Source organism: Jannaschia seosinensis, from assembly GCF_001408515.1.
In the GTDB taxonomy this organism is placed as follows: domain Bacteria; phylum Pseudomonadota; class Alphaproteobacteria; order Rhodobacterales; family Rhodobacteraceae; genus Jannaschia; species Jannaschia seosinensis.
In genome coordinates, this window is record NZ_CYPR01000059.1 from 1 (window position 1) to 1,827 (window position 1,827).

2 protein-coding genes and 1 pseudogene are annotated in these 1,827 nt (G+C 63.5%); 1 reads left to right on the top strand and 2 read right to left on the bottom strand.

Going from position 1 to position 1,827, the window contains the following annotated elements:
* Positions 1–46: 46 nt before the first annotated feature.
* Positions 47–442, bottom strand: coding sequence for a helix-turn-helix domain-containing protein (locus tag JSE7799_RS05380; protein ID WP_306455394.1), 396 nt, complete (start codon positions 440–442; stop codon positions 47–49).
* 122 nt (positions 443–564) lie between these two features.
* Between JSE7799_RS05380 and JSE7799_RS05385 the strand changes: the two genes are divergently transcribed.
* Entirely contained in the window at positions 565–1,338 is a 774-nt protein-coding gene (locus JSE7799_RS05385; protein WP_442354836.1) for an ATP-binding protein, read from the top strand.
* 163 nt (positions 1,339–1,501) lie between these two features.
* Here JSE7799_RS05385 and JSE7799_RS05390 read toward each other — a convergent pair.
* Positions 1,502–1,827 (bottom strand): annotated as a pseudogene (locus tag JSE7799_RS05390) (integrase core domain-containing protein); the annotation flags it as partial.

Here is a 1,827-nt window from a genome sequence, read left to right on the forward strand (position 1 = left end):
GAACGGTTGGCGCCGTGTGATCCAGATATGGCGCGCCTGCCGGATCTCAGGCCGCTTTTTCTCGACGGCTTGCAGGTCTTTTTTTGTGTGTCAGCCCAAGACTGCGCAGAAACCTCCAGACCGAGACGCGGTGAATGGCGATCCCGTGGTGATCTGCCAGTTCCCCGACCAGGTCGTTCAGTGTCAGATCGGGCTTCGCGTCCATCCGCGCGGTAATCCAGTCCTGCACGCCAACCAGTTTGCCATGACCCCCACCATTGCCTTGGGCGCGCGGGGCCAACCCGCCCGTCTCGCGCTTCAGGATCACCATGTCGTTGACGAACTTCACCGAAACTCGGAACCGCGCGGCGGTTGCGCGGTGCGAGTTCCCTTCCTCCACAAACGCCACAACGCGCTCTCGGAGTGCCGTAGGATGTGGTCTGCCCATTCTCATCCCTCCCACCTGTCTGCAGGCAGGGAATCACAGATCAAGCCAACAGGGAATCCTGAATCGGGAAAGTCGCAACACGCTCTAAGCAGCCGGACGCGTTCCGGCGGCTGGGGATCCGCCCGTCCAAGGGTTTCCTGCTCTACGGTCCGCCGGGAACAGGCAAAACGCTCTTGGCCAAGGCCGTCGCGCATGAAGCCGAAGCAAACTTCGTCGCAACGAAGTCTTCGGATCTCTTGTCGCAATGGTACGGCGAATCCGAGCAGCAAGTTGCGCGGCTTTCCCGTCGCGCCCGCCAAGTGGCGCCGACGGTCATCTTCATCGACGAGATTGACAGTCTCGTGCCGGCGCGTGGCGGCGGTCTGGGGGAGCAGGCGGTGACCGAGCGTGTGATCAACACCATCCTCTCCGAGATGGTCGGCCTTGAGGAGGTGCAGAGTGTCATCGTGATTGGCGAGACGAACCGGCCCAATCTCATCGATCCGGCGCTTCTGCGCCCCGGTCGCTTCGACGAACTGATCTACGTGCCCGTCTCCGATCAGGATTCGCGCCGCCACATCCTCTCGATTCAAACCGGCGAGATGCCCCTCGGCAGCGGTGTTGATCTGGATGATATCGCGGCGCGGACCGATCGCTACACCGGCGCCGATTTGCAGGACGTGGTCCGTCGGGCCGGCCTAGTCACTCTTCGCCGTGACTTCGAGATGGTCGATGGCGACGCGTTCGAGGCGGCGCTTGCCGAAAGCCGCGCGTCTGTCACGCCCGAGATGGAGCGCGAATACGCCGAAATCCAGGCATCGCTTGGAAAAGGAGGGGCCGCTCAGGCAGCCGATCGGCTTCCGTCCGCCAACTGCCGCCTCATGATCAATTTCTTGCCTTCGAACGCCGCCGGAATCGTTGGCCCGGCATGAGACCTAAAATCTGGTGGTGCCAGAGAACGGTGTTCGTCAAGGTAGTTGTCGCCTGCACTCGTTTTCACGCTGCGTTCTCGGCTGGGCCGGCCATGGGGCCGCCGCCGCCAGCTTCATGGGGGAGCGCGTCGGCAGCCCCATGGCCTCTGCGCCCGGCATCGGGTCGCTCGGGGTTAAGCCAGACCGAGCCGATGGGCTGCCAGTCGCGGGTCTGGCCTGACCAGCGTTCCGGGTGTACGGCGCGGGCCATCTGGTAGACGCGGTGGCGCTCTGCCAGCAGCGCCTTTTCCTCGCCACGATGGCGCTGGTCGGGTGTCACGAAGCGGATGGCGCTGTGCCGATGCTCGGTGTTGTACCAGGTGACGAAGGTCTGGACCCAGATCTGCGCCTCCTCGATCGTCGCGAAGCCGCGGGTTGGCCAACCGGGCGTATATTTGCAGGTCCGGAACAGGGCCTCGGAGAACGGATTGTCATTGCTGACCCGGGGTC